The following is a 26,457-nucleotide window of genomic DNA, read 5'->3' as shown; positions in this document are numbered from 1 at the left end:
TTAAGTGCAAATTTTCACAATCTATAGCTTATTGTAACAAACAATAAAATCACAGATTTATTAATCCTTGTACAGTTATGTCTTGAACTCCCCCTATGTTCAGACATCCGCTCCAAGATACAAAAAGGGGATAACTTAATCCTTCTAATGTGAATGGATTTCATAGTAAGTTATTTTTTAGAAAAGCTACCCGGTAGTTTAAGTACAACATTTTACAATCTTTTAATTAACACACATAAATTTGGCAGTGGGAAGAAATCTTTTAAAGGCTTTCCTACCTAATAAAGGTGACCGCCTACCCATAAAAAAAGAGACTGCCTTGTGGCAATCCCTTAGTTAATTGAATTATTGTTAACAACATTTACGACAACTCGTTGTTGATTTGAAGCATTGTTTAAAGCGTTGTATGTTCTAACCTGTGACGGAATAGTAAATAGGTCATAGAGTAAACCGATACCGAATAGTCCAAAGGTTAATAAGTAGATGACACCAGTTCCAATCTTTCCAGTATAGAAACGGTTAAGACCTGCGATTCCAATTATAGCTACAAAGAATAAGATATATGCTGTTGAAGTTTTTTTCATTTTAATTTCCCCCCAAAATAATTTTCCCCTTAGAAAGTATAGTACATTCTACCTATAAAGTCTTTGGGAATTAATGTAATTAAATTTGATTGCACAAATTCATTTTAGAGAAAAAATAAAAATTGTTCCCAAATTATTGGGACTACGATAAGGAATTTGTTTCGCTTTGTATAGAGCTTGGTCAGTCATCTATAATAATTCTGAAAAACTATTTGCGAAATTTCCATTTCCTACTGAAAAGCTCATCAGCTTCCTGATAACATAAAAAAATTCATTCTTCAACTAAACTTTAGCTTAAGAGATTATTTCACAATCAATATAGATAGCTTCTTGTAACAATCAATAAAAGACGAGTTTTATTAATAGGAATATACGTTCTGCATCTGTTCTGTAAAAAGAGAACAGCCTAAAGGTTGCTCTCATTTGCATAAATGATAGTTTTACTTGTTGCAAGTTTGAACCTTTCCTTCAAATCCTTATTAGCCTTTTTGTACTCTAAGCCATATTTTTCCTTGATTTCAGATATACTCCTATCAAATTCTCTGCTTAGTATTGCCTTTTTGTTCTGCTTTTCTTTATTAAATCCGTATTCCCAAGGCTGCAATTGAGAATAATTGATTTGAACATAACTTAGGATTCTGTTTTTAGTTGTGTAACCATGACGACCGATATCATTTAAGATAAACTTTTCAATCTGTGTTTGAACATATTGGCTATACTCTGATATATATCGTTCATCATGGAAAACTGTATCAGCAAACTCTTGACCAAATACCTTTATTAAGAAAAACTTACTGAAACCATTGGTACGAAAATTATTATCTATAAGAACTTTGGCAATTCGATTTGCTTCCGTGAACAACTCATCATTGTAGATAGGGATGGTGTAAAAATTAATGGGTGATAACTTTTTATGGTCTATACCCATTTTTTTGGCTAATGCTTTTCTTTTTCTATTTGCTTTACGCTCTGCCATACGCTTACTTTCATCGTACATTAGTTTGTTTAATAATCCCAACGTACAGAAGATTGAAATGTTCCTATTCCATGTATTGTAACTGCTAAAGAATTGAGAAGCTAAGTATCTCGATGATACAAAAAAGTAGTAATTCCCTCCGTGTCTTGCTAATCGACTAACAATTTTGTCCCGTGAAAAATCAATTAATGTGGTTAAGAAATGTAATCTCCGCTTAATCAGCTTATAAAGAAAAGGGTACTTCTGTTCTAACTCGTGTTCATTTTCTAGCTGTGAAAGATTCCATTCGATTTTTACGAAATGGGGAGCATACTCATCAAAAGTAAAGTTGTATTTTTTGTTTAATTGGTCATTTTGCCACGTACGAACGTAAATTTCTCCTGTTATTTTTCTTTAATTGTATTTTTATCTAAAGGTATGAATTGCTTATAAACCTCTCTTTCGTTACTACTCAATTTATCACCTTCAAGCTATTATTTTTACTATGTGATTATTATGCTTGTAACTATGTGGAACAAAAAATAGTCCCAGTTGGAATGTTACAAAAAAGAGCGAATAAATACAAACTGTCGTTAAAGATATAAGAAGGATACCCTCATTCACGGGATATCCCTCATTTTGACTCTATTCTCAACTCAACAAAATCACCTTGCTCGATTTCCATATATCCCTCAAGTGGGGATGTGATTGTGACTTTCTCATTCACTCTTGCATAATGAATCTTGTTGATTATCAGCTTCAAAATACGATTACATTCATCTAAATCCTTCTGAGAAGCTTCCTTATTATACGCTTCATAGAACCGATTTATCTTTTGAATCTTGGACTTATACTGAGATGTGATTGATTCCTTGTCCAAAGATTCAATTTGCTCTTGTAGGTCATCAATTGTAGCGGAAATCTGCTTTAATTCATCTTCAATATTACTCTTAGTTGTGAAATACTCTTCTTTGGTAAAGACTTCATCAAGATAAGCATCCTTTGCTCTTGAGAGTCTCGTATTTAGCTTGTCCTGTTTCTTTTTCATCTCTTGAACTTGTTGGGGCAGAGTGTCTTTTGAAACGTTCTGAGGAGCATTCAAAGCTTTCTCCCATTCACTTTGTAGCAATCCTTGAAGGAAGTAAAACTCATTCATGAATGATTCTATTAATTGATGCTCAACGACACCACGATTTCCACATTTACATGCTTTGAGATAGATTGCATTCTTCTGCTTACTGTCTTTTCTGAATCCCATCTTTAGACCACATTCCTTGCAATACACAAGGTCTTTAAGCATACTCAATACTCTTCCTTTGGAGCGGTTTCTAGTCTCCATATCACCACTCATACGTCCCTTGATAGCTTGCTGAACCGACTTGAATTGTTCCTTTGTGATGATTGGTTCATGAGCATTCTTGGTTTTTATGGTTTCAGTGATATTCCCCTTTTTGTCTTTGACATTGTAAATGATGCTCCCTGTGTAGGTCTTATTATGAAGTATGGTGTGGACTGCTGTATCAGTGAATGATTTTCCCGCCTTTGTCTTGTATCCTTCAAGCTTCTTCACAATGCTTTGGATTCCATAACCGTTCTCAGCATAGTTGAATATCATTTTGACTATATTTGCTTCTGATTCAACGATTACAAGCTTTTTATCTTTTCCTCTTGTATATCCAAGCGGAGGAACACCTTGAATCCATTCACCACGTCTTGCACCTTCAAGTTTACCTCTTTTCTGACGTTTAGTAATTAAACGTAACTCTTGGGAAGACATTGCACCCAACACATCAAACATTAACCTATCATCACCATTAAGGTCATAAACCTTTTCGGGAGTCAGAATGTAAACGTCATTGTCTGCTAATACCTTTGCAACATATTGAGTGTAATAATTATCCCTGCTGATACGGTCTGTTGAGATTACAAATATCGCTTCATACATTTGAATATCATTTAGTAACTGGTTTAACAATTCTCTTTCTTCAATATCTTTAGCACCTGAGATAACTTCCTCGTAAATTTTGTATGAATATCCCTTTTCTTTACAATACCGTTCTGCAATCGTTCTATGTGAAAGAAGGGTGTCTCTGCCTTCTCCTGATTCTCTTGAAATCCTGAGATATATTCCAACGTGTTTTATCATAGTCGCTACTGTCATAGTTGATTTTCCTCCTGAATATAATCTCACAGGGACAATTATATCAAGTGTTTATACATATATCTATAAACAATTTCATAAATATGAGATGAAAGGGGGTTCTTTTTTTATGGCTAAAAAATGGGGACAGCGTGTCCGTAGCTGGATGGCTAAAAAAATGGATCTTCCTCAAGATGTCATGATGGATTTACCCCGAATAACGATGATTGGTCAGATTCATATTTATGTTGAAAATCATCGGGGTCTTATAACCTTTACAGATAAAGAATTACGCTTGCTCCTAAAGCAAGGGCAGCTGCTGATAAAAGGGAAAGCATTTGTTATAAAAACGATCTTACCCGAAGAGATTTTATTGGAGGGGAAAATTGATCAAGTCATATATCTAAAAGAAGATTCGGGAGGAACAAAATGAAGAACCAGTGGATCGAATTCATATATGGAGAAGTTACCATAAAAGCAGCGGGGAAGGGAATTGAGCGTTTTTTAAATGTTTTGACGAGAAGTGGACTTCACATTTGGAATGTGAAACGGCATGGTACGGAAACCATCACTTTTAAAATGAGAGTTCAAGATGCACTTAAAATAAGGCAATTTGCAAGAAAAAGTGATTGCGAGGTTTCATTTCTGCAAAGGAACGGAGCCCCGTTCCTTTTAAGGAGAATATTGAAAAATAGTGGGTTCTTGCTCGGCGCTTTACTCTTCTTTTGTATAATCGTCTTGTTATCAAATGTGGTCTGGGGAATTGAGATTAAAGGAGCAAAGCCTGCAACCGAGTATCAAATTCGCAAAGAATTGGACAAGATGGGGGTTAAAATTGGGAAGGTTCAATTTTTCATTGACAATGTGGACACGATACAAAGAAAGCTAACCAATAACATTGGAGCCCTTACATGGGTAGGGGTAGAATTAAAGGGGACAACCTATCAGCTTCAAGTTGTTGAAAAAAAGCAGCCGAAAGAGCCAAAACAGTTAACTCCGAGAAATTTAGTTGCTACAAAAAAAGCAACAATTGTAAAATTTGATGTTGAAACTGGTCAAAAAGTAGTTGAGCTTCATGAACAGGTTGTCCCGGGTCAAGTCCTAGTTTCTGGCTTAATTGGTAAAGAAGGAGAAGAGAAACCAATTGCAGCTAAGGGGAAGGTTTGGGGAGAAACTTGGTATATAAGCCATGTCGAGCTGCCGTTAAAAACAAATTTTAATGTATATAATGGAAAAGAACAGCAACGATATTCCATATTGGCTGGGAACGCTGAGATTCCCATCTGGGGGTTTGGTAAGCCTAAATTTAAAGAATTTGAAACTGAAAAGAATAATAAGAAAATACGTTTCTTAAAATGGGATCTTCCCATTTCCTTTGAAAGTAAGACGATTCGTGAACGTGAAAAGATTGAACGAGTCTATAATCAAGAGGAAGCAGTAAAAATTGCATTAGATATGGCGAAAAAGGATATAAAAAATAATATTAATGAAGATGCTAAAATTAAAAATGAAAAAATTTTACACAAGGTAATTGAGAATGGTAAAGTTATACTAGATATCCATTTTAAAGTAATCGAAAATATTGCGCAGGAACAACCGATTGTGCAAGAACAACCGATTATCCAAGGAGACTCATGAATGACAGAAAATCTAAAAACAATAAATGTACAGCTTGAAAATCCAACTGAGGCCATAACCCTGCTTGGAAATTCCGATACTAATTTAAAAATCATTGAGACAGAACTCGACGTATCCATTATTACCAGGGGTGAATCAGTAAGTTTATCGGGCGAAGAAGAAAAAGTCAGCTTGGCCGCACAGATTCTTGATCGATTAATTTTTGTGATTCGAAAGGGAGTCAATATTAGCCAAAGAGATGTTTTATACGCGATTCAAATGGCACAAAAAGGAACGCTTGATTATTTTGAGCATCTTTATGAAGAAGAGATAGCAAAAAATGTCAAGGGAAAGTCGATTCGAATGAAAACGCTCGGTCAGAGAGATTATGTTCAGTCAATTAAGAAAAATGATCTAGTCTTTGGGATTGGACCGGCAGGAACGGGAAAAACCTATCTCGCTGTTGTAATGGCAGTGAATGCACTGAAAAATGGACAGGTTAACAAGATTATCTTAACAAGACCTGCTGTTGAGGCAGGAGAAAGTCTTGGCTTTTTACCGGGAGATTTAAAGGAGAAGGTTGATCCTTACCTAAGACCATTGTATGATGCCTTGCATGATATATTAGGAGCTGAACACACGCAGCGATTAATCGAGCGCGGTACGATTGAAATTGCACCGCTCGCCTATATGCGCGGCCGTACACTTGATGATGCGTTTGTAATTTTAGATGAAGCCCAAAACACAACGCACGCCCAAATGAAGATGTTTCTAACGAGGCTTGGCTTTGGTTCAAAGATGGTGATTACCGGCGATCAAACTCAGGTGGACTTACCAAAGGGTGCAAAATCAGGACTAATTGTTGCTGAAAAAATCTTAAAGGATGTAAATGGAATTAGCTTTATCTTTTTAGAACAAAGTGATGTTGTCCGGCATCCGCTTGTTGGTCGAATTATTCATGCATATGAAAAAAGTAAAGAAAAGGCCGTTCAATAAGTTGAACGGTCTATTGTATTTATTTATCTAGCACACATGAGAAGCAGGGGCTTTAGTGCTACCTCTTGTCTTAAATAAATAAATGAAACTTGTGTTAAAAACTGTTATGATTTTACATGAAGATATTGTAGTCCGAATTTCTTTATAGTGGTCTTGTTAGGGAAATAAAGGAAAGGTACTGATAATAGTAAAATCAGTCTGATTGGGGGTGCCTTTTTGGAAAAACTTCAACAATATTTATATAGAGTTCGAAAACTGCTCGATATCACTTTTTTTCGCGTGCTATTTTTCGTCGCTTTAGGGATTGTACTATTCGCAGTCATGTTTTCCAATGTTAAACCAGAAAAGCTTAGTTTAAGCTTGTTTACTGTTGCTGATAAAACAATTCGTTCTCCAATAACGGTAGAGGATAAAGAAAGCACAGAACAGAGGCGGAAGGAAGCAATTGATCAAGTTAAGGATGTTTATATTCTGAAAAAGGAGTACACTCAGAACCGGGTTGATTTAATTACCTCTATTTTTGATTCTGCCTTGGAGGTTACTAATGATAGAAAGGCCGACATAAAAAATCAAGCTGGAGCCGAAACAGGTAGTGGAGACCTTCCGGCACTAGAACCAAGCGTTACGGACAAGATTAATAAGTTGAAAGCAAAATTAACTGAGAGAGTCGTAAAGGATTTATCAGACCAAAATTTTTCGGTATTAGTTCAAGCTGATCCTAATGAATTGTCAAATGCTAAAGACGTAACAATTACAGCCATCAATAGTGTAATGGCAAATAGAATTTCTGCAAATGATATAGAAAATGCCAAAAAAAGAATTGAAGATGAATTAAATTATTCAACATTGTCCGGTAATTTGAAAACAACAGCGATTGATTTAGGCAGGTATGCTGTGGTCCAGAATGAGTTTTATGATCCAAATGCTACAAAGGAGCTTCGCAGGCAGGCTTCAGAAAGTATTGAATCAATTAAAATTCTGCAAGGGCAAATTATTGTTGAGGAAGGGGAATTGGTAAGCAGAGATATTTATAGGCAGCTTAAGCTTGTTGGTCTTCTTAATACTACAAATTCATTTAAGCCATTTTTAGGATCGGCTATTTTCATTACCATCTTTCTAGCCGCCATCTACCATTATTTTTACCAAATAAAGATGCCGGCGGAGAAAAAACAAGCCAATATGCTTATATTCGGAATTACTTTCTCCATTTCGATCCTAATCATGAAAATGATAAGCTTGATGCAAACTTTTAATTTTATGGGAATTGCTTACCTTTTTCCCGCAGCCTTGAGTGGCATGTTAATTAAATTATTAATCGATGATAAAATGGCGATTCTGACAACCATCATCATGGCTGTTAGCGGAAGTATTTTATTCAATGAAGGGGTAGCGGGCACATTAAATTTTTCAGAAGGAATTTATATCCTACTCAGCTCTCTCGCTGGAATACTTTATTTAAGTAATCAAAACCATCGTTCAAAAATTTTACAAGCTGGTTTGTTTTCAGCAGTGATTAATTTAGTAACGATTTTAGCTTTATTGCTACTATCGAATGGACAATACTCGGGGCTTGGATATGTTTATCACTTTTTAACTGCAATTGTTTCGGGGCTCGCTTCGGCGGTCCTTACAATCGGTCTCCTCCCTTTTTTTGAGGCGAGCTTTGGAATACTGTCAACAATGAAATTAATTGAATTATCGAATCCGAATCATCCACTCTTGAGAAAAATATTAACTGAGGCACCTGGCACTTATCATCACAGTCTAATGGTGGCAAATTTAGCTGAATCTGCTTGTGAAGCAATTGGTGCAAATGGGCTTATCGCCAGGGTGGGCTGCTATTACCATGACATTGGGAAAACGATAAGACCCAATTTCTTTATTGAAAATCAAATCAATAATGAAAATCCGCATGACCGGCTAGCGCCTGAGAAAAGTGCCGATATTATCATTGCACATGTCCAGGATGGAGTAAATGTTTTAAAAAAATATCGTATGCCAAAAGAGATCATTGAAATTGCCGAACAGCATCACGGGACCACTTTATTACGATATTTCTATCATCGAGCAATGCAAGATGGGCAAGTAGTAAAAGAAGAAGAGTTTCGCTATCCAGGACCAAAGGCGCAAACAAAGGAATCTGCAGTTGTTGGAATTGCGGATAGCGTTGAAGCAGCTGTTCGTTCCTTAAAGCAGCCTACGCCTGAGCAAATCGAAAATTTGGTGAAAAATATTATCGATAACCGCCTGCAGGATGGACAATTAAATGAATGTGATCTAACCCTAAAAGAGGTAGAAATAATTTTGCATACTCTCTGTGAATCAGTAAAGGGAATTTTTCACTCAAGGATTGAATATCCAGACATGACAAAACAGAAGGTGAGACAAGCATGAATTTGGTAGTTGATTTTTTAGATGAAACAAATGCAGTACTTGATCAACAAAGGGAAGAAATTGAAAAATTATTAAATTTTGCAGCAACCAAACTGGCAATTGAGGAAGGTAGTGAAGTCTCTGTAACATTTGTAACCAATGAACGAATTCAAGAAATTAATCGTGAATATAGAAATAAGGATTCGGTAACAGATGTTATTTCATTTGCCCTAGAGGAACGCGGTGAAGGGGAAGTAGAGTTAATTGGTGCTGATCTACCTCGGGTACTTGGGGATATCATTATTTCAATTGCAAAAGCGGAGGAACAAGCGAAGGACTATGGGCATTCATTTATGCGTGAATTTGGCTTTCTTGCCGTCCACGGTTTTTTACACCTGCTAGGCTATGATCACATGACTGAAGAGCAAGAACAAGAAATGTTTACTTTGCAGAAAGAAATTTTGGATGAATATGGACTCAAACGCTAAAGAAAAAAAGCGTAAACCGATTCCGTTAATGAAATCCTTCTCGTTTGCGATAAATGGCATCCAATCCGCGATAAAACAGGAAAGAAACATTCGAATTCACTTATCAGTATCGATCGTTGTATTCGTCGCGGGTATTGCTTTCTCGATATCTACAGTTCAATGGTTGTTTGTGATTTTCGCAATCGGCGGAATGATTGCTTTAGAATTAATGAATACGGCTATTGAACGGTTAGTTGACTTAGTCACACTAGAGTTTCATCCGCTGGCCAAACAGGCAAAAGATTTGGCGGCTGGAGCCGTTTTTAGTTATGCAATTTTGTCAGTGATTATTGGCATTATTATTTTTGGACCTTATATATTGCGATTGTTCTAGTGCGAGTTTTGCTAGGTACTTAGGACAACCGAACAGATTTAGAGTTGAAATTTTCTAGATATCTTTCAATTGTGAGAAAATTCTAAATTTTTTATTATTTTTTTGCTGCATTTAATGAATTTCGGTTGAATTTGAGGTAAAATAAAGAAAGCAGTAGCCTTCTGCAATACAAAACATTGGCATTGCAGAATGATAACTATGGCTTTTTACAGCGGAGGATTTGCATGGTAAACAATAATGAACATAATAAAGTCTATAAATCGGGATTTATCTCGATAATAGGTCGTCCAAATGTAGGTAAATCAACTTTTCTAAATCGTGTTATTGGTCAAAAGATTGCGATTATGAGTGACAAACCGCAAACAACCCGTAATAAAGTACAAGGCGTGTTAACGCTGAATGACGCACAGCTTATCTTTATTGATACCCCTGGAATCCATAAGCCAAAGCACAAACTTGGGGACTTCATGATGAAGGTAGCGCAAAACACTTTAAAAGAAGTCGATTTGGTGTTGTTTATGGTTAACGCCGAAGAAGGATTTGGACGTGGGGAAGAATTTATTTTAGAAAAGTTTCAAACAGTTAAAACACCAATATTCCTAGTTATTAATAAAATTGATCAGGTTCATCCTGATGATTTATTACCGATTATTGAATCCTATCGGGAAAAATACCCATTCAAGGAAATTGTTCCAATATCTGCACTTGAGGGAAATAATGTTGAGCGTCTTTTAGAGCAAATTAAAACATATATGCCAGAAGGACCGCAATATTATCCAGCAGATCAGGTCACTGACCACCCAGAAAGATTTATTATCTCAGAACTGATCAGAGAAAAAGCCCTCCAATTAACGAGGGAAGAAATTCCACACTCTTTAGCTGTAGTCATTGATAAAATCGAACGGCAGGAAAATAAAGATGTCATTCATGTCATGGCAACGGTAATTGTTGAAAGAGATTCACAAAAAGGAATCATTATTGGTAAGAAGGGCAGTATGCTAAAGGAAATTGGTCAGCGGGCTCGTAAAGATATTGAAAATCTTCTTGGCAGCAAAGTATTTCTGGAGCTTTGGGTAAAGGTTCAGAAAGATTGGCGGAACAAAATGTCTCAGCTGCGCGATTTTGGTTTTAATGAAGATGAGTACTAATTATAGAACCCTAAATAAAATATTAGCGCTATGATTAGATTATGCATGGACAACATTAACAATTTTTTAGACTTATGATTTTGACAAGACAGGCTATGATAATGATAAGGTTTGGGATTGATTAAAGGCTAGTCTAAATATTGAAAGGTGGGTTTTCAATGTTGGATTTTACCTGGAAAGTATTTACCCAGACAGGTAATATTGACACATATCTTCTCTTTAAGGAATTGGAGAAGGAAACACAAGAAATACCCGATAATCTGGATGATGAGCTAGCACAAATTGATTTTCCTGTTTCATGAAGTTTGTCTTCGCCTCAAATTTGGAGGGTGAATATCATGCTGCAAAAATGTGAGGGCATCGTTATTAGATCCACAACTTACGGCGAATCCAATAAAGTTGTCACATTATTTACACGAGAGTTAGGTAAAGTAGGAGTGATGGCCAGAGGAGCAAAGAAGCCGAATAGCAGGCTTTCGGCCATCACTCAGCTATTTACACATGGATATTTTCTTGTGCAAATAGGATCAGGCTTAGGAAGCCTTCAGCAAGGGGAAATGATTTCTTCTCTGCGCTCGATTCGAGAAGACATTTTTTTAACAGCCTATTCCAGTTATATAGTTGAATTAACAGATAAGAGTACTGAAGATAGAAAAACAAACCCGTACCTATTTGAACTGCTTTACCAGACATTACATTACATAAACGAAGGTTATGATCCTGATGTTTTAATGAATATTTATGAACTAAAAATTTTAAATGTTCTAGGTCTATATCCCACTTTAAATCAATGTTCCGTCTGCGGCCATACTGACGGACATTTTTCATTTTCAATCCGTGAAGGAGGTTTTCTCTGCCATCGCTGTCTTAATAAGGATCCGTATCATTTAAAACTATCACCAGGGGCTGTAAAACTTTTAAGGATCTTTTATTATCTTGATTTATCAAGGCTGGGAACTATTTCGATCAAAGAGGAAACAAAGGCGGAATTACGGAAGGTTATTTGGACTTATTATGATGAATATTCTGGATTACATCTTAAATCCAAAAAATTTCTCGATTCGATCAAACAATTTCGCCAACTTTTATAAGATTTTATTGACAATTTTTCTATGTTTAGGTACTATTTCCTTAACGTTATGTTATATAGTTGCTGTGAGAGAAAGGAGTACTTAGTTCTTTTCTATTATAGCGAGCCTAGGATAGTGGAAGCTAGGTATAGAACTCTAAGGAAGGCATTCTTGAGCAACGGGTTAGTAATGAAAAGAGGCTGCCTAATGGCGGCAATTAGGGTGGAACCGCGGGTAACTCTCGTCCCTATGCTTACGCATATGGACGGGAGTTTTTTATTTTATTTAGAAAAGGAGCTAATGATATGAAAGTTTCTATGGATCAGATTGTTTCACATGCAAAACATAGAGGGTTTATATTTCCAGGGTCCGAAATTTATGGTGGACTTGCTAATACCTGGGATTATGGTCCATTAGGTGTCGAGTTAAAAAATAATATTAAACAGGCGTGGTGGAAAAAGTTTGTTCAGCAATCACCATATAATGTTGGTTTAGACGCTGCAATCTTAATGAACCCAAAAACATGGGAAGCTTCAGGACATATTGGCAACTTTAATGACCCAATGATTGATTGTAAAAATTGTAAAGCAAGACATCGTGCGGATAAATTGATTGAAAATGCCCTTGAAGAAAAGGGAATGGAGTTAGTCGTTGATGGGATGCCATTTGAAAAAATGGAAGAATTGATTAAAGAACATAATATTGCTTGTCCGGATTGTGGAAGTCATGATTTTACCGGCATCCGCCAATTTAATCTTATGTTTAAGACCTTCCAGGGTGTAACCGAAACAAGTACGAATGAGATTTTTCTGCGCCCAGAAACAGCCCAAGGTATTTTTGTTAACTTTAAAAACGTTCAACGGACGATGCGCAAGAAGCTTCCATTCGGTATAGCCCAAATTGGTAAAAGCTTTCGTAATGAAATTACACCGGGTAACTTTACTTTCCGGACCCGTGAATTTGAACAAATGGAATTAGAGTTTTTCTGCAAACCAGGTGAGGAGCTTAAATGGCACGATTATTGGAAGCAATATGCGGAAAAGTGGCTGCTGTCCCTTGGGATGAACAAAGAAAAGTTGAGGCTTCGTGACCATGCCGAAGAGGAACTTTCACATTATAGTAACGCAACAACAGACTTCGAATATAAATTTCCTTTTGGCTGGGGCGAGCTTTGGGGTGTTGCCTCTAGAACAGATTATGATTTGAAGCAGCATATGCAGTTCTCAGGAGAAGATTTCACCTACCTTGATCAAGAGACGAATGAAAAATATGTTCCATATTGCATTGAGCCATCACTTGGTGCGGACCGCGTAACGTTAGCCTTCTTAATTAATGCCTATGATGAGGAACAGCTTGAGGATGGCACGTCAAGAACTGTCATGCATCTGCATCCTGCACTAGCACCATTTAAAGCAGCTGTACTGCCTTTATCGAAAAAGCTTTCTGAGGAAGCAGGAGAAGTGTATGAACTCCTTTCAAAATACTTTATGGTTGATTATGATGAAGCAGGTTCAATTGGTAAACGATATCGTCGTCATGATGAAATTGGTACGCCATACTGTATAACTTTTGATTTCGATTCGAAAGAAGATAAGATGGTAACAGTTCGGAATCGTGATTCGATGGAGCAAAAACGGATTGCTATTACAGATTTGGTTAACTTTATTGAGGAAAGACTTGTCTTTTAGAAAAACAAATCGAGAACGACTTTTTAATTATTAAGGTGAGGCGACTATCCAGCCATACAACTATAAGATGGACTCTAGTGGCCCAATATGCCACAGAGAGTCCATCTTATGAATTTCTAGGCTGTGGCGTGTTCTATTGTCAAGTTCCAGCGCCCAGTGGCCTAGTGTACTTCGCAAACCGGTCGCTGATCGTTTTTCTTTCTTGCTGTTTAGACTAATTAGTATATAATAATTTTATCAACAGCAAGATCTATTGATACGATATTTCACCAAAAAAGTCCAAACAATTGTATGTCTAAGGGTGGTGAGGAAGATCGAACTCAATAAACGCCAAGAGAAAATCTTGCAAATTGTAAAGGAAAATGGTCCTATTACAGGTGAACATATAGCAGACCAATTAAATTTGACGAGGGCTACTCTAAGACCCGATTTGGCTATTTTAACAATGGCAGGCTTTTTAGATGCACGGCCGCGTGTCGGGTATTTTTATACTGGAAAATCAGGAACGGCTCTTTTGACTGAAAACCTTCAAAATATTTATGTGAAGGACTATCAATCAATTCCTGTAGTGGTAAGTGAAAATGTTTCGGTTTATGACGCAATTTGTACAATGTTCCTAGAGGATGTGGGGACACTATTTGTTGTGGATCAAAATTCATTATTGGTTGGGGTTCTATCCAGAAAAGACTTGTTAAGGGCAAGTATAGGCAAACAGGAGCTAACCTCTGTCCCTGTTAATATTATTATGACAAGAATGCCAAATATTACGATGTGTGAAAATGATGATCGATTGATCGATGTCGCACAAAAATTAATTGATAAGCAAATTGATGCGCTTCCCATTGTAAGGAAGTCAGAAAAGGGAATTGAAGTAATCGGAAGAATAACGAAAACAAACATTGCAAAGGCCTTTGTAGAGCTGGGAAAAGAGTAAGTAAATGAGTTTTAGGAGGAGCTGGTAAGGGAGAATGAATTTGCCAATTATTTATGTTGTATCAGATTCAGTTGGGGAAACAGCTGAATTGGTAACAAAAGCTGCAATAACACAGTTTAATGGCTCTGGTATGAAAATGAAAACATTTCCATTTGTAGAAGATGAAGAAAATATTGCCGAAGTTATCACCCTCATAAAACTGGACCAAGCTATGGTTGCATATACTCTTGTAAAGCCGGAAATGCGAAAATATATGAAGGAGCAGGCCGAACAAGAGGATATAATCGCAATTGATTTAATGGGACCATTAATGGACGAAATTCAACGTTTTACCGGTAAAACTCCATTGTGTGAGCCAGGACTTGTCCGAAAACTGGATGAAGATTATTTCAAAAAAGTAGAAGCAATTGAGTTTGCAGTAAAATATGATGATGGCAGGGATCCGCGCGGAATATTAAAAGCTGATATTGTTTTGGTTGGGGTATCGAGGACCTCTAAAACTCCGTTATCACAATATTTGGCACATAAGCGAATAAAGGTAGCAAACGTGCCTGTTGTTCCTGAAGTAGATCCACCAGAAGAATTATTTAAAATACCAGCTGAAAAATGTATTGGTTTAAAAATAAGTCCCGATAAACTAAACAATATCAGGCGTGAACGATTAATTTCATTAGGTTTAAACGATAATGCAAGCTACGCAAATATTGAGCGGATAAAAGAGGAATTATTATTTTTTGAAAAAATAACAGGTAGAATCGGCTGTCCTGTCATCGATGTAACAAACAAGGCTGTGGAAGAAACAGCAAAAGTTATTTTACATCATATCCAAAAAAAATAACCTTTTTTACACATAATCATTGATTATGTGTTTTTTCTTCGCATTACTTACATATAAATAATTTGGTATGGAAAAGTCAAAAAAAGTAATGGTAAAAATGAAATAAATGTACTATAATAAAAAATTGTGATAAAAATATACATTTTTAGGTTTAGACTTGCATCAGAAAGAATAAACTATTTATTGTTTGGATGTCAAGGGAACACAACCAAAAAAATTCGACATTATTCCTTTTTGGTAAAAGTTTAATCATACAAGAAGGAATATGCGGAGTGATGTAGAATTAATACTTATAAAAATGCTAGTCCAACTATTTTGGTTGATGCGACTCATGCCCGGTAAAAAAGGAAATTGTCGAAATCGCTTCCCGTTGTTTAATAAAAACTTTTAAAAGCGAAGGCTCGGAAACAAGGAGTCTACGGGAAGGGTTCAAAACGACTTACCTTAAAGGATCGGGCAAAATTTATGAGTGAATTAACAAAAATATTGTCGGGATTTGCAGGAATCTAAGTGTTATTTCTAGAATACCCGTTAAGTAAAAAATGGAGCTGTTTTCATGGCAGACCTTATTGCCGAAGATAAATTAAATGAGATTCGTCAAGCTGTCGATATTGTCGATATAATCAGTGACTATGTTCAGCTAAAAAAACAAGGGCGAAACTACTTCGGATTATGTCCATTCCATGGAGAAAATACCCCATCATTTTCCGTTTCACCTGATAAACAAATTTTTCATTGCTTCGGATGTGGCGCTGGCGGGAATGTTTTTACTTTTATAATGGACCTTGAAGGCATATCTTTTCAAGAAGCTGCTGTGCGGTTAGCCGAAAAAACAAATATTGATCTTCAAGTAAGCTCATCCTTTTTAGGAAAAGAAAAAAGAGTTTCCGATGAGATTCAAATGATGTTGGATGCACATGAACTTTTGCGTAAATTTTACCATCATTTATTGGTAAATACAAAAGACGGTCAGCATGCCTTGGAATATCTTTTGAATAGAGGATTTACAAGAGAATCAATTGATAAGTTTCAAATCGGTTACTCACTAAATTCTTGGGATTTTGTTTATAAATTCCTTGCGAAAAGAGACTTTAAGCCTGAATGGATGGAAAAAGCCGGATTAATTATAAAACGTGAACGAGATGGATCTTATTTTGATCGATTTCGGGATCGGATTATGTTTCCGATTTTTGACCGAAAGGGGAAAACGATTGCTTTTTCAGGGAGAACACTAGGGGCCGATAACGAGCCCAAATATTTAAATAGTCCCGAAACAGCAATCTTTAATAAAAGCAAAATTTTATATAATTTTCATTTAGCAAGACCATCGATACGAAAATTGCAGCATGCAATATTGTTCGAGGGATTTGCTGACGTGATCGCCGCAGATCGTTCAGGAGTTGAAAACGGAATTGCTACGATGGGAACATCGCTAACCGATGAACATATATCCCTTATTCGTCAGAACGTCCAATCGATCATCATTTGCTATGATTCAGACAAAGCCGGAATAGAGGCTGCCTTTCGGGCCGGCAATCTTCTTATGGCCGCAGGGTGTTCTATTAAGGTAGCATTAATGCCTGATGGACTTGATCCTGATGAATATATAAAAAAAAATGGTGCGGATCGATTTCGAAATGAAGTGATTGGTGCAAGTTTAACTTGGATGTCGTTCAAATTTCTTTATTTTCGAAGAGGAAAAAATCTTCAACAAGAAGGAGATAGGCTTGCCTATATAGAAGAAATATTACAAGAAATAAGCAATTTGCCGAAAGCTGTTGAAAGAGACCATTATTTAAGACAGTTAGCAACAGAATTTTCGCTATCACTTGATGCGTTAAAACAACAGCAAAAACAGATTTTCTTCGCTGAAAAAAGAAAAACAAAGGGACAAAACCAAGTTAAAAGTAGCCCCAGTCCTTTAGTGCTAACAAAGCAAGTAAATGAATTAAAGCCAGCCCATTATACGGCTGAACGTCGATTGATTAACCATATGTTGAAAGATCGTGATGTAGCCTATCGGGTTCAGGAATTATTGCAGGGGAATACGTTTAATATTGACGAACATCAAGCAATTATCACCTATTTATTTGGCTTTTATGAGGATCACCCGGATCCTGACCCTAGTGCATTTTTAACCTATATTCAAGATGACAAACTTCGAAGACTTGTGGTCAACATTGAAATGATGGCTGTAAATGACGAGTTGAGTGATCAAGAATTAGCTGATTATATCAAGCAGGTGTTGAATTATCAAAAATGGTTAAAGATAAAAGAAAAAGAAGTAGAAGAGAAGGAAGCGGAAAGGCAAAAGGATTATAAGAAAGCTGCTGCAATTGCGATGGAAATCATTGAGTTGCGAAAATTGTTATAAATCCAATTAAATTGTTCTTTTTGATTTTTAGAAGGAGGGGGACATATGGCTGAAAAATCAGCACGTTCAAAAGAGGTTGAACATGAGTTATTAACCTTTGAACAAGTAAAAGCCCAGTTAACTGTTTTAGGAAAGAAAACTGGCGTCCTTGCCTATGATGATATTGCTGAAAGAATGTCTAATTTTGAATTAGATTCTGATCAAATGGATGAATTTTATGAATTCCTTGGCGATCAAGGCATTGAATTAGTTGGTGATAGTGACGATGAGGAAGATCCTGATAGTAAAGAACTAGAAAAAGAAGATGATGATGAATTTGATTTAAATGATTTAAGCGTACCTCCAGGTGTCAAAATTAATGACCCTGTCCGGATGTACCTAAAAGAAATTGGCCGTGTCGATTTGCTATCAGCTGAAGAAGAAATTTCACTGGCTAAACGCATTGAAGATGGGGATGAAGAAGCTAAGCGCCGTTTGGCCGAAGCAAACCTTCGTCTGGTAGTTAGTATTGCCAAACGTTATGTGGGTAGAGGAATGTTATTCTTAGATCTGATTCAAGAAGGAAACATGGGACTTATTAAAGCAGTCGAGAAATTTGATTACAATAAAGGCTATAAATTCAGTACCTATGCAACATGGTGGATCCGTCAGGCCATAACAAGGGCAATTGCGGACCAGGCAAGAACTATTCGTATCCCGGTTCATATGGTTGAAACGATTAATAAACTTATTCGCGTTCAGCGACAATTACTCCAGGATTTAGGTCGTGAACCAACTCCTGAAGAGATTGGTGAGGATATGGATTTGTCACCTGATAAAGTAAGAGAAATTCTAAAGATTGCTCAAGAGCCAGTTTCGCTTGAAACCCCAATTGGTGAAGAGGATGACTCACATCTTGGTGATTTTATTGAAGATCAAGATGCAACATCACCAGCAGAGCACGCAGCTTATGAGTTATTAAAAGAACAGCTCGAAGATGTCCTAGATACTTTAACGGATCGTGAAGAAAATGTTTTACGGCTTCGCTTTGGATTGGATGATGGCCGTACTCGCACCCTGGAGGAAGTCGGCAAAGTGTTCGGTGTAACACGTGAACGTATCCGTCAGATAGAAGCAAAGGCATTACGGAAATTACGTCATCCAAGCCGCAGTAAACGTCTGAAGGACTTTTTAGAATAAACAATCCGAATGTAAGATTTATCTAAACGAGCTTGATCATTCCAATTAACACTAACTTAGCTGAAAGTAATTTCTAAGATCTTGTGTTTGAATGGTCAGGTTCTTTTTTATAACTATTTGTATCCGCTTTCTATGTTTATCCTTTATTTTACTGAATTATCTTTTATTTTGCAAATGGACTATTTTTCCCTTTCTTGGAAAATAGTCCTGCGTATGGAAAAGGCTTTTTCTATCAATAAGTTATGATAGTATATTCAATATTTTGAAAACATGTAGACTTTTTGTCGATAATTTATCTTTTAGGCTTTTCCTTCAAATCATTTTCAAGTAAAATAGAAATTGTTTGGTAACGTTATCTATTTAATAGTAAATTTTACATAAGGGAGGTAAATTTTGCATGAATCGTAATCCAGTTATACCTTTTATTATTATCATGGTTTTTGGGGTCGTTTTAATGTTTGGTTTGTCATTTAAAGGTCTTGGAGATTCTAGAGATCAGGCCAAGGATAAGGGTGGTACAACTACTGCAAAGACAGAAACTGTTGCAGCTTCCAACCCAGAAGGCATATATAAAAACACTTGCATTGGCTGTCATGGTGACCAATACCAAGGCGTAGTAGGTCCATCTTTAAAAGGCGTTGGTGGAAAATTATCAAAAGACCAGATTAAGACAATTATTACCAAAGGTAAGGGCGGTATGCCGCCAAATCTTGTACCAGAAGATAAAGCAGAAGAAATGGCAGAATGGGTTTCTAAAATTAAGTAATCCCAATAGTATAAAAAAAGTCCTTTGCATATGTAAAGGACTTTTTTTATACTAACAAAAGGAGTTTAAAGATACCTACATAAATTTATAATAATTGGAAAGCTGTGTGAAAAATGTGAATACAGAAAAACTATCGGCGAGACTTGAAACGGTTGCGCATTTTGTTCCACTTGGGTCTAAATTAGCGGATATTGGTTCAGATCATGCTTATTTACCCTGTTATTTAGCTAAGAAAGGGGTTATTACTTTTGCAGTTGCCGGTGAAGTCGTTTCGGGTCCGTTTGAATCTGCCCGGAGGCATGTTGAAGCTGAAAACTTAACAGAGATGATTTCGGTCCGAATGGGTGATGGATTGGATATCCTTGAACCAAGAGATGTTGATTGTATCACAATTGCGGGAATGGGTGGAGCACTGATCACGAGCATTTTAGAAAGAGGGAAGGAAAAGCTTGGGACAATAAACCGACTAATTTTGCAGCCCAATATTAGTGCTGTTACGATTAGAAAGTGGCTGCTGGTAAACAATTGGGAATTAATTGCTGAGGAAATCGTTGAAGAGGAAGGGAAGATTTATGAAATTCTTGTTGCGGAACAAGGAAACCCGCTGAAGCCCTATGGACCCGAATTAGACACAGAGTTATTAGTAGGTCCTTTTTTACTGAAGAAGAAAGGAAATGCCTTTGTGAAAAAATGGAGAATAGAGGTTGAAAATTGGCACAAAATCCTTGCGCAGCTAGAAAAGGCTTCAGCATCAGAAGAAACAATCCAGAAAAGGCAGGAACTTCTTCAAATGATAAACTGGGTAGAGGAGGAAATTAAATAATGAAAGTACCCAATGGTTATGAAATCATTCAGCTCTTTGAACAATTTTCCCCAAAAGGACTTGCGATGGAAGGGGATAAGGTTGGGCTACAAATTGGTCGTCTTAACAAAAAAATAGAACGGGTCCTGGTTGCATTAGACGTTCTTGAAAATGTAATTGACGAAGCGATTAGGAAAGATGTTCAGTTGATTATTGCTCATCACCCGCCGATTTACCGTCCGTTAAAAAATGTAATTACGGATACTGCTCAGGGAAGAATAATTGAAAAGCTATTGAGGCATGATATTGCCGTTTATGCAGCCCATACCAACCTTGACGTAGCAAAAGGCGGAGTAAATGATTTGCTCGCTGCTGCGCTTGAGATAAAAAATCCTGAGGTGCTTGTTCCAACAATTGAGACTGCACTAAAAAAAATTGTTGTTTTTGTTCCAGTTGAAAGTGCTGAAAAAGTAAGGCAGGCACTAGGAAATGCAGGAGCTGGCTTTATTGGCAATTACAGCCATTGTAGCTTCTCCGCAGCCGGAACGGGCAGGTTCTTACCCGGAGAACAAACAAAGCCGTACATCGGGGAGCAGGGGGTTATGGAAGCCGTTGATGAAATACGGATTGAAACGATCGTTCCTGACTTTCTCGTTAAAAAGGTAGTAACAGCGATGCTAAAAGCACATCCATATGAGGAACCTGCGTTTGATTTATATCCCGTTGAAAATAAGGGAGAGGTTCTTGGGCTTGGAAGAATTGGAACTGTAAATGAAATGACGTTAGCCGAGTTTGCCGAGAAAGTGAAAACTGCATTAGAAGTAGATCGGGTTCGTGTTGTCGGTGACTTACGTTCAAAAATAAAAAAAGTAGCTGTTCTTGGCGGAGATGGAAATAAGTATTATAGTCAGGCTAAATTCAAAGGGGCAGATGTCTACGTCACAGGGGATATTTATTACCACACCGCACATGATGCCATGATGCAAGGCTTAAACATGATTGATCCCGGTCATAATGTGGAAAAGGTGATGAAAAAAGGAGTTGTTTGCCATCTAGGAAGATTATGCAAGGAATCTGGTTTTGAAGTAGAGTTTATCGCTTCTGAGGAAAATACAGATCCTTTTCAATTTATATAAAAAAAGAACCGGCAGCGGTTCTCGGGTTGTCAAAAAAAGGTTATTTTCTTGGTAGTTTTTTTGGTCATCTAAATACCAAATTTATTGACGATCCTGCAAATGGGCCTGTTAATTTCCGCTCCGGTCACTCGCTTTCCGCGGGGAGGTCCTAAAGCCTCCTCGGCGCTTTGGCGCCTGTGGGGTCTCCAGTGACCTCTCTATCCAGCGGGAGTCGAGTGCCCTCCGCTCCAATCAACAGGGGGCAAATCAACCTAAAGTATTGCAACACACTTTTTCTAACCTTTGACAGCTTGAGAACCGGCAGCGGTTCTTTTTTTAATTCTTAACTTTAGGTAAAATCTTGCTAAGTGGAACGGTTTTCTTCCGTTCCCAGGTTTTTTCATCCTTTGGATCAAATTGTTCCAGAAAGGTAATCACTTCTTTGGTGATTGGAGTTGGGGTAGAAGCCCCTGCTGTAACAGCAACGGTGGATGCGTCCTTAATCCAATCAATTTCCAATTCTGAAATATCAGCAATGCGATAGGCTTTGGTATCAGCAACCTCTTCAGAGACCTGGGCAAGCCGATTGGAATTATTGCTTTTAGGGTCGCCTACGACAATTAAAACATCGGCCTTCTTTGCTTGTTCGGCAACAGCCTCTTGTCTTATTTGCGTAGCAAGGCAAATTTCATTATAGCTTTCTACCAGTGGATATTTTTCTTTTACTTTTTCCATAATATCCGCTACATCCCATTGACTCATTGTCGTTTGGTTAGTAACAATTATTTTATCGTTATCAATCGCTAATGCATCAACATCGCTTGGATTCGATACTAAATGGACTAGTCCGGGTGCAACGCCAACCGCTCCCTCTGGTTCAGGATGACCTTTTTTACCAATATAAATAATTTGATATCCTTCTTTTGCCTTGGCACGAATAAGATCATGCGTTTTTGTAACATCTGGACATGTAGCATCAATGGCGACAAGCCCCTTTTGACGGGCTAAGTCGCGAACCTCAGGAGATATTCCATGTGCAGTAAAAATGACTGTTCCCTTATCTACTTTTTCAAGTATTTCTTTCCGGTTATTTCCGTCAAGGGTGACAATCCCTTCTTCGGCAAATGCGTCCGTAACGTGTTTATTGTGAACTATCATACCTAATATATAGATTGGTCGAGGCAATGTTTTATCTAACGCAGCATTTCTTGCAATAACCATGGCGTCGACAACACCATAGCAATAACCGCGAGGTGATATCTTTATAACATTCATGTAAAGGGTCCTCCCCGTAAAGTGCTTAATTTCTGCTTATATTATATAAGAAATATAGACTTAATACAAAGACACTCTTCACACGCATGGTGTGAGGGAAATAAAACTCAGGTCTTGATGGTAATGAGAAAGGGAATCATGTTACCATGAGCCGGGAAAAAGGATACAAAATAAAAAGAATGCTGCCTCCAGCATCCTCAATAGCCTAAATATATAGTTTTGGAATAGACGATCCCTTTTTGTTTGCGGAAGAAGTTGTTCGTTTGGTACTTTTTCCATCTTTTTTTTGTTGAGAATGGACTTCAGGTTTATTTTGTTTGTTTTCAGAAGAGCTTTCATCTTTATGGTGGGAACTTTTTTGAGCGGAACTTGATTTTGAAGAACGTTTAGGATTGGAGTTAGAACCTTTTTTAGCTTTGTTACTTTTTGAAGAAGCTTTTGCTTTTTCTGTAGATGCATCGGGAGTATCCTTTAAGCCCCGATAAAGTTTCCACATTGCAGGTATATTTTTAACTAATGAACCATATTGCTGAAACTGTTGAACCATAGGTCCGATTGATTGAGCAGTTTTAAGGACTTGCTGGGTGTTGTTTAGAAAGCCCATTATCCCCCCGGAATTACCAAACATGGAGCCTCCGGCACCTGCTGCACGACCCGCTTGCTGCATTCCCATCAAACCGCCCATTCTTCCAGATTGGTTCCCCATGCCCAGCAGCCTTGAAAATAGACCACCGCCTCTACTCATTTGCTGCCCTCCGCCCATCAGCGGAGACCTGGCCGCTCGATTCATGCCCATCATCGGAGACCTGGGTGCTTGATTCATCCCCATCATTGGACCTCTTCCTCCGAAACCCGGTCCCATCATTTGCCCCGGTCGCATTGCGCCTTGCCTTGGGATTTGTGGCTGCATCACTTTAACCTCCTTTTTTTCCGTCTATTCTTTAGAATATGCACAAAGTTTCTTTTTGTTTAGGTACAAAAGCACAGCTGAATTGCTAATTTCTTGATAAAAAGTGCTGTAAAGGTTAATGCTGTTATTAGGTAAAGATGGAGATTTAGTGTAGAATAGGAAAGTATGAGTTTTTGACAGAATGAAATAGAAAATGAAAAAGAAAATTGAATGAATAAGGAGTAAAGTATGAGCGAAAATCAATTTGGAAGGTATCAATTTCAACCGTTTATTATAAATGCACTTAATGCTTTTGGGTTTTATGAACCGACTGAAATCCAGGAAAGGATGATTCCACTAATTTCCAAGGGTGAAAGTGCAATTGGACAGTCCCAGACCGGAACAGGGAAAACACTAGCCTATTTGCTTCCGATCCTAGAAAAAATAGATCCAGCCCGCAAGGAAGTACAAGCCGTCATAACGGCTCCAACCAGAGAATTAGCAACGCAAATCTATCAGCAAGTTTTAAAAATTATTGAGCATGACAGCCGCGAAAAGACGATAATGGCAAGGTGCTACATAGGAGGGACCGATAAACAAAGAACCATTGATAAATTAAAGATCCAGCCGCATATTGTTGTGGGAACTCCAGGAAGGATTAAAGACTTGATGATTGATCAAGCTCTTTTTATTCATACGGCTGAATTTCTTGTTGTCGATGAGGCGGACATGATGTTGGATATGGGCTTTATTCAAGATGTCGACCAGGTTGCTGCTAAAATGCCGTCAAATTTACAAATGCTGGTCTTTTCCGCCACGATTCCAGAAAAGCTTAAGCCTTTTCTGAAGAAGTATATGGAAAACCCAGCCTTTGTTCATATTAAAGCAAAGCAAATTGCTGCAGAAAACTTAAAGCATTACCTATTGCCTTCAAGGCATCGTAATAAAAAAGATCTGGTTCGTCAGGCATTGTTGGTTTTAAATCCGTATTTGGCGCTTGTTTTTACAAATACAAAAAAGATGGCCGATGAAGTGGCCGATTATTTGATCGAACAGGGTCTAAAGGTTGGCCGAATTCACGGTGATTTAAATCCTAGGGAACGTAAAAAAATAATGAAGCAAGTGAAAGACCTAGAATTTCAATACATTGTTGCCACAGATCTAGCCTCAAGAGGGATTGATATTGAAGGGGTAAGTCACGTTATAAATTATGAGTTGCCTAGTGACCTTGATTTTTATATTCATCGCGTTGGTAGAACTGCCCGTGCTGGTTTTTCTGGAATTGCCTTAACGATTTATGATCTTTCAGATGAAGATGCGCTTATTCGTTTGGAGAAGATGGGAATTGAATTTAAGAATGTGGATTTAAAAAATAATGAGATCATCGAGCTTGAAGATCGGAATAGACGCAAATCCCGTAAAAAGCAAGAGAATGATGTAGATAAATTGGCTAAATCAATTATTAGAAAACCAGCAAAAGTAAAGCCTGGGTATAAAAAGAAAATGCAGTGGGAAATGGAAGCAATTAAAAAGCGCCAAAGAAGATTAAAAAAGAAGTAAATGACTGAAAGGGAGAGGCAATGATGTTGAAAATTGGATCACATGTATCAATGAGCGGAAAGAAAATGCTCTTAGCGGCAAGTGAAGAGGCCGTTTCATATGGTGCCAATACTTTTATGGTTTACACGGGCGCACCGCAAAATACGAGAAGAAAAAAAATTGAGGATTTGAATATCGAGGCAGGCAGAAAACATATGGAAGAGAATGGGATTTCTGAAATTGTTGTCCATGCCCCCTATATTATTAATGTAGGTAACACATCGAATCCGGCTACATTTGAATTGGGAGTTTCGTTTCTCCGCACCGAAATAGATCGAACTGAGGCGATTGGTGCCCGGCAAATTGTTCTCCATCCTGGGGCACATGTTGGTGCTGGAACGGAAGAGGGGATTAAAAGGATTATTGAAGGATTAAATGAGGTGTTAACCGGCAAAGAAAATGTCCAAATTGCTTTAGAAACAATGGCCGGTAAAGGGTCGGAATGTGGCAGAAGCTTTGAGGAATTAGCAATGATCATCGATGGTGTTACTTATAATGACAAGCTTTCGGTTTGTTTTGATAGCTGTCACACACATGATGCCGGCTATAATGTTGTGGAAGATTTTGATGGCGTTTTAAATGATTTTGATAAAATTATTGGTATAGACCGTTTAAAAGTCCTGCATATTAATGACAGCAAAAATTCGATAGGTGCGAGAAAAGACCGTCACGAAAATATTGGTTTCGGTCATATCGGCTTTCAAGCATTGAATTATATTGTGCATCATCCGCAGCTGGAGGATATTCCGAAAATTCTCGAGACTCCGTATGTGGGTGAAGACAAAAATAATAAGAAACCTCCCTACCGTTTTGAAATAGAAATGCTGCGTAAACAGGAATTTAATGAAAATCTACTGCTTGACATTATGCAATCATAAAAAATAAAGCTTTGGCGCTGCCAAAGCTTTATTTTGTAAATTGAATAAACAGCTTATTTACCTCTTTAGCTGTTTCAGGCCCCGCAATCTTTGCAATTTCTTTAATTAAGGTTATTCTCTCTGTTGGGTCAAATATATTAACTTGTCTTCCTCTTAAATATTCAGCTACTTTTTTTGCGTGCTCATGTTTTACTTTAATATTAAATTGCTGCGCGTACTTTAATAGCTCGTTTGTCGTAATCGTATTTATTTTATGATTAATGATGTTTTCAAAAATCTTCACCCTCATCACTCCTCCATCTAATGTATGACGGAGAGAAAAGAATGTGACTAGTTGTTTTTGCTTTTAACAAAATTTCAGAATGCAAGCAAATAG

25 protein-coding genes and 1 other annotated feature are annotated in these 26,457 nt (G+C 37.3%); of the genes, 19 read left to right on the top strand and 6 right to left on the bottom strand.

The features are described from left to right. Positions 1–332: 332 nt before the first annotated feature. The 3 genes from JN080_RS02680 to JN080_RS02670 form a co-directional block, all read right to left on the bottom strand. A complete protein-coding gene (locus tag JN080_RS02680) occupies positions 333–584 on the bottom strand; it encodes an NINE protein (protein ID WP_256234331.1) in 252 nt (83 codons plus the stop codon). 406 nt (positions 585–990) lie between these two features. Next, complete coding sequence (locus JN080_RS02675) at positions 991–1,560, bottom strand: hypothetical protein (protein WP_256234330.1); 570 nt, start codon at positions 1,558–1,560, stop codon at positions 991–993. 613 nt (positions 1,561–2,173) lie between these two features. Next, positions 2,174–3,700: a recombinase family protein gene (locus JN080_RS02670; protein WP_256234329.1), complete on the bottom strand. Its 1,527-nt coding sequence runs from the start codon at positions 3,698–3,700 to the stop codon at positions 2,174–2,176. Positions 3,701–3,809: 109 nt separating this feature from the next. On the opposite strand from JN080_RS02670, the gene yqfC reads away from it, so the two are divergent. The 17 genes from yqfC (at position 3,810) to JN080_RS02585 (ending at position 21,461) form a co-directional block, all read left to right on the top strand. After that, on the top strand, positions 3,810–4,112 hold the full coding sequence (gene yqfC / locus JN080_RS02665) for a sporulation protein YqfC (RefSeq protein ID WP_256234328.1): 303 nt from the start codon (positions 3,810–3,812) through the stop codon (positions 4,110–4,112). Beyond that, the gene (gene yqfD, locus JN080_RS02660) at positions 4,109–5,317 is read left to right on the top strand and encodes a sporulation protein YqfD (RefSeq protein ID WP_256234327.1); all 1,209 of its coding nucleotides are present in this window, start codon (positions 4,109–4,111) and stop codon (positions 5,315–5,317) included. The genes yqfC and yqfD overlap by 4 nt, the downstream gene beginning before the upstream one ends. Further along, positions 5,318–6,292, top strand: coding sequence for a PhoH family protein (locus tag JN080_RS02655; protein ID WP_256234326.1), 975 nt, complete (start codon positions 5,318–5,320; stop codon positions 6,290–6,292). A gap of 216 nt (positions 6,293–6,508) precedes the next feature. Further along, the gene (locus JN080_RS02650) at positions 6,509–8,686 is read left to right on the top strand and encodes an HD family phosphohydrolase (protein WP_256234325.1); all 2,178 of its coding nucleotides are present in this window, start codon (positions 6,509–6,511) and stop codon (positions 8,684–8,686) included. Continuing rightward, positions 8,683–9,153 carry an rRNA maturation RNase YbeY gene (gene ybeY / locus JN080_RS02645; RefSeq protein ID WP_256234324.1) on the top strand — a complete coding sequence of 157 codons (471 nt, stop codon included), beginning with the start codon at positions 8,683–8,685 and terminating at the stop codon, positions 9,151–9,153. Before JN080_RS02650 ends, ybeY begins: the two co-directional genes overlap by 4 nt. After that, a complete protein-coding gene (locus tag JN080_RS02640) occupies positions 9,131–9,526 on the top strand; it encodes a diacylglycerol kinase family protein (RefSeq protein WP_375141567.1) in 396 nt (131 codons plus the stop codon). Before ybeY ends, JN080_RS02640 begins: the two co-directional genes overlap by 23 nt. Before the next feature lie 224 nt (positions 9,527–9,750). Beyond that, positions 9,751–10,674, top strand: a complete 924-nt coding sequence (gene era, locus JN080_RS02635; RefSeq protein ID WP_256234323.1) for a GTPase Era — start codon at positions 9,751–9,753, stop codon at positions 10,672–10,674. Positions 10,675–10,832: 158 nt separating this feature from the next. Further along, entirely contained in the window at positions 10,833–10,976 is a 144-nt protein-coding gene (locus JN080_RS02630) for a YqzL family protein (protein WP_256234322.1), read from the top strand. Positions 10,977–11,012: 36 nt separating this feature from the next. After that, the gene (recO, locus tag JN080_RS02625; RefSeq protein ID WP_256234321.1) at positions 11,013–11,765 is read left to right on the top strand and encodes a DNA repair protein RecO; all 753 of its coding nucleotides are present in this window, start codon (positions 11,013–11,015) and stop codon (positions 11,763–11,765) included. A 55-nt stretch (positions 11,766–11,820) separates the two neighbouring features. Further along, positions 11,821–11,996 (top strand) — a binding site (T-box leader). Positions 11,997–12,049: 53 nt separating this feature from the next. Next, positions 12,050–13,432, top strand: coding sequence for a glycine--tRNA ligase (locus JN080_RS02620; RefSeq protein WP_256234320.1), 1,383 nt, complete (start codon positions 12,050–12,052; stop codon positions 13,430–13,432). A 304-nt stretch (positions 13,433–13,736) separates the two neighbouring features. After that, positions 13,737–14,366: a transcriptional regulator CcpN gene (gene ccpN, locus JN080_RS02615; RefSeq protein WP_256234319.1), complete on the top strand. Its 630-nt coding sequence runs from the start codon at positions 13,737–13,739 to the stop codon at positions 14,364–14,366. A gap of 34 nt (positions 14,367–14,400) precedes the next feature. Further along, positions 14,401–15,204: a pyruvate, water dikinase regulatory protein gene (locus tag JN080_RS02610; RefSeq protein WP_256234318.1), complete on the top strand. Its 804-nt coding sequence runs from the start codon at positions 14,401–14,403 to the stop codon at positions 15,202–15,204. A gap of 556 nt (positions 15,205–15,760) precedes the next feature. Beyond that, positions 15,761–17,578, top strand: a complete 1,818-nt coding sequence (gene dnaG / locus JN080_RS02605; protein ID WP_256234317.1) for a DNA primase — start codon at positions 15,761–15,763, stop codon at positions 17,576–17,578. 45 nt (positions 17,579–17,623) lie between these two features. After that, on the top strand, positions 17,624–18,757 hold the full coding sequence (gene rpoD / locus JN080_RS02600; protein ID WP_256234316.1) for an RNA polymerase sigma factor RpoD: 1,134 nt from the start codon (positions 17,624–17,626) through the stop codon (positions 18,755–18,757). A gap of 397 nt (positions 18,758–19,154) precedes the next feature. Then, positions 19,155–19,523, top strand: coding sequence for a cytochrome c550 (gene cccA, locus JN080_RS02595; protein WP_256234315.1), 369 nt, complete (start codon positions 19,155–19,157; stop codon positions 19,521–19,523). A 115-nt stretch (positions 19,524–19,638) separates the two neighbouring features. Further along, a complete protein-coding gene (locus JN080_RS02590; RefSeq protein ID WP_256234314.1) occupies positions 19,639–20,346 on the top strand; it encodes a tRNA (adenine(22)-N(1))-methyltransferase in 708 nt (235 codons plus the stop codon). Beyond that, positions 20,346–21,461 (top strand): Nif3-like dinuclear metal center hexameric protein, encoded by a 1,116-nt coding sequence (locus JN080_RS02585; protein ID WP_256234313.1) that lies wholly within the window; start codon positions 20,346–20,348, stop codon positions 21,459–21,461. The genes JN080_RS02590 and JN080_RS02585 overlap by 1 nt, the downstream gene beginning before the upstream one ends. Positions 21,462–21,776: 315 nt before the next feature. Here JN080_RS02585 and JN080_RS02580 read toward each other — a convergent pair whose 3' ends face one another. Both JN080_RS02580 and JN080_RS02575 read right to left on the bottom strand, forming a co-directional pair. Beyond that, positions 21,777–22,715: a 4-hydroxy-3-methylbut-2-enyl diphosphate reductase gene (locus tag JN080_RS02580; protein WP_256234312.1), complete on the bottom strand. Its 939-nt coding sequence runs from the start codon at positions 22,713–22,715 to the stop codon at positions 21,777–21,779. A 205-nt stretch (positions 22,716–22,920) separates the two neighbouring features. Continuing rightward, positions 22,921–23,625: a YqfQ family protein gene (locus JN080_RS02575; protein ID WP_256234311.1), complete on the bottom strand. Its 705-nt coding sequence runs from the start codon at positions 23,623–23,625 to the stop codon at positions 22,921–22,923. Between the two features lie 228 nt (positions 23,626–23,853). Here JN080_RS02575 and JN080_RS02570 point away from each other — a divergent pair, with 228 nt between their 5' ends. Both JN080_RS02570 and JN080_RS02565 read left to right on the top strand, forming a co-directional pair. Beyond that, complete coding sequence (locus JN080_RS02570; protein ID WP_256234310.1) at positions 23,854–25,164, top strand: DEAD/DEAH box helicase; 1,311 nt, start codon at positions 23,854–23,856, stop codon at positions 25,162–25,164. A 23-nt stretch (positions 25,165–25,187) separates the two neighbouring features. Next, positions 25,188–26,081: a deoxyribonuclease IV gene (locus tag JN080_RS02565; protein ID WP_256234309.1), complete on the top strand. Its 894-nt coding sequence runs from the start codon at positions 25,188–25,190 to the stop codon at positions 26,079–26,081. A gap of 28 nt (positions 26,082–26,109) precedes the next feature. On the opposite strand, the gene JN080_RS02560 is transcribed toward JN080_RS02565, so the two are convergent. Beyond that, on the bottom strand, positions 26,110–26,364 hold the full coding sequence (locus JN080_RS02560) for a DUF2624 domain-containing protein (protein WP_256234308.1): 255 nt from the start codon (positions 26,362–26,364) through the stop codon (positions 26,110–26,112). Positions 26,365–26,457: the final 93 nt, after the last annotated feature.

It is taken from the genome of Bacillus sp. EB600 (assembly GCF_024494385.1).
Classification (GTDB): Bacteria; Bacillota; Bacilli; order Bacillales; family Cytobacillaceae; genus JAEVLT01.
This window is presented reverse-complemented; position numbering and strand designations above follow the sequence as displayed.

Bases quoted from the DNA above. Each gene is read 5' to 3' on its own strand.
- JN080_RS02610 (WP_256234318.1), top strand. From the start codon at position 14,401: ATGAATTTGCCAATTATTTATGTTGTATCAGATTCAGTTGGGGAAACA.
- ybeY (WP_256234324.1), top strand. From the start codon at position 8,683: ATGAATTTGGTAGTTGATTTTTTAGATGAAACAAATGCAGTACTTGAT.
- JN080_RS02620 (WP_256234320.1), top strand. From the start codon at position 12,050: ATGAAAGTTTCTATGGATCAGATTGTTTCACATGCAAAACATAGAGGG.
- JN080_RS02570 (WP_256234310.1), top strand. From the start codon at position 23,854: ATGAGCGAAAATCAATTTGGAAGGTATCAATTTCAACCGTTTATTATA.
- JN080_RS02640 (WP_375141567.1), top strand. From the start codon at position 9,131: ATGAATATGGACTCAAACGCTAAAGAAAAAAAGCGTAAACCGATTCCG.
- JN080_RS02670 (WP_256234329.1), bottom strand. From the start codon at position 3,700: ATGACAGTAGCGACTATGATAAAACACGTTGGAATATATCTCAGGATT.
- yqfC (WP_256234328.1), top strand. From the start codon at position 3,810: ATGGCTAAAAAATGGGGACAGCGTGTCCGTAGCTGGATGGCTAAAAAA.
- JN080_RS02575 (WP_256234311.1), bottom strand. From the start codon at position 23,625: ATGCAGCCACAAATCCCAAGGCAAGGCGCAATGCGACCGGGGCAAATG.
- JN080_RS02580 (WP_256234312.1), bottom strand. From the start codon at position 22,715: ATGAATGTTATAAAGATATCACCTCGCGGTTATTGCTATGGTGTTGTC.
- era (WP_256234323.1), top strand. From the start codon at position 9,751: ATGGTAAACAATAATGAACATAATAAAGTCTATAAATCGGGATTTATC.
- JN080_RS02680 (WP_256234331.1), bottom strand. From the start codon at position 584: ATGAAAAAAACTTCAACAGCATATATCTTATTCTTTGTAGCTATAATT.
- dnaG (WP_256234317.1), top strand. From the start codon at position 15,761: ATGGCAGACCTTATTGCCGAAGATAAATTAAATGAGATTCGTCAAGCT.
- cccA (WP_256234315.1), top strand. From the start codon at position 19,155: ATGAATCGTAATCCAGTTATACCTTTTATTATTATCATGGTTTTTGGG.
- yqfD (WP_256234327.1), top strand. From the start codon at position 4,109: ATGAAGAACCAGTGGATCGAATTCATATATGGAGAAGTTACCATAAAA.
- recO (WP_256234321.1), top strand. From the start codon at position 11,013: ATGCTGCAAAAATGTGAGGGCATCGTTATTAGATCCACAACTTACGGC.
- JN080_RS02585 (WP_256234313.1), top strand. From the start codon at position 20,346: ATGAAAGTACCCAATGGTTATGAAATCATTCAGCTCTTTGAACAATTT.
- JN080_RS02630 (WP_256234322.1), top strand. From the start codon at position 10,833: ATGTTGGATTTTACCTGGAAAGTATTTACCCAGACAGGTAATATTGAC.
- JN080_RS02675 (WP_256234330.1), bottom strand. From the start codon at position 1,560: ATGGCAGAGCGTAAAGCAAATAGAAAAAGAAAAGCATTAGCCAAAAAA.
- JN080_RS02565 (WP_256234309.1), top strand. From the start codon at position 25,188: ATGTTGAAAATTGGATCACATGTATCAATGAGCGGAAAGAAAATGCTC.
- JN080_RS02655 (WP_256234326.1), top strand. From the start codon at position 5,318: ATGACAGAAAATCTAAAAACAATAAATGTACAGCTTGAAAATCCAACT.
- rpoD (WP_256234316.1), top strand. From the start codon at position 17,624: ATGGCTGAAAAATCAGCACGTTCAAAAGAGGTTGAACATGAGTTATTA.